The sequence below is a fragment of the Vibrio sp. L85 genome (assembly GCF_963871815.1).
Taxonomy (GTDB): Bacteria; Pseudomonadota; Gammaproteobacteria; order Enterobacterales; family Vibrionaceae; genus Vibrio; species Vibrio harveyi.
Genome location: NZ_CAWMYL010000203.1, coordinates 1 through 772, shown reverse-complemented (window position 1 = coordinate 772; position 772 = coordinate 1). Strand labels below are relative to the sequence as shown.

The window sequence follows — 772 nt, the reverse complement described above, 5'->3', positions numbered from 1 at the left end:
CCGTAAACACGATCGTCGCCTGAGCCTTTTGCCCAAGCTGCCATCGCATGCCCCGGAGCATCAAGTTCCAACAACACAGGTTTGCCGTTAGCCGATGCATCAGTGATTTTCTCAACCACACCGTTTACGGTCAGCGCTTGCTTCCCTTCCAGCTTTTCCTGCCACACTTTCATCGACGTATCATGCATTGGGTTCTTCGCATGAATGGCCGCCAAGCTGCTGAGCAACTTGCTTGCATTGGCTTTTTCACTGTCTGAGTAAAGCGTTGGATTGCTCAGCACCGCTGCCGCAGAGTACATCTTCTCTAGCAGTTGTCTTGCCACGCCAACTTGACCATCGTTTTCAAGCTGTTTAGCAACCAAAACGAGTTTAGAAAGTGGATCACAACGTCCACCAAAACCGTCATTCGATAGGTTCAACAGCATTAACTGTGGCGCAAGCTGTTCAGTCGCTTTCGCATCCACCACGCCAGCAGAAGCAATCTCACGGAACAATCGGTTGTACTTTTCAGATTTGTTCTGGAACGTCACTTTCAGTGCACGACTTTCGATTTCCCAAGCAAGCGCACCTTTTTGCTCTGCACTCCAGTTGCCTTTAACAAACAGATCCACCAGTTGCTTGATGCTCATATCTGAGTGGAAGCCGTCAACGATTTCTTTCGCATGGTCATTTTTGTAACCATTTAGGAAATCTTTAGTGGTGCGAATGTCTTTCGATTTACCTGGTACGCTCGTATCAGGTTTCAGCGCGTCGCCATAGCGTTTAAAGTCTT

General features: G+C 48.3%; 1 protein-coding gene. It reads right to left on the bottom strand.

What is annotated here, in order from left to right:
• The coding region (locus tag AACR11_RS20885; RefSeq protein ID WP_139374627.1) for a hypothetical protein at positions 1-772 on the bottom strand (772 nt) is incomplete at both ends.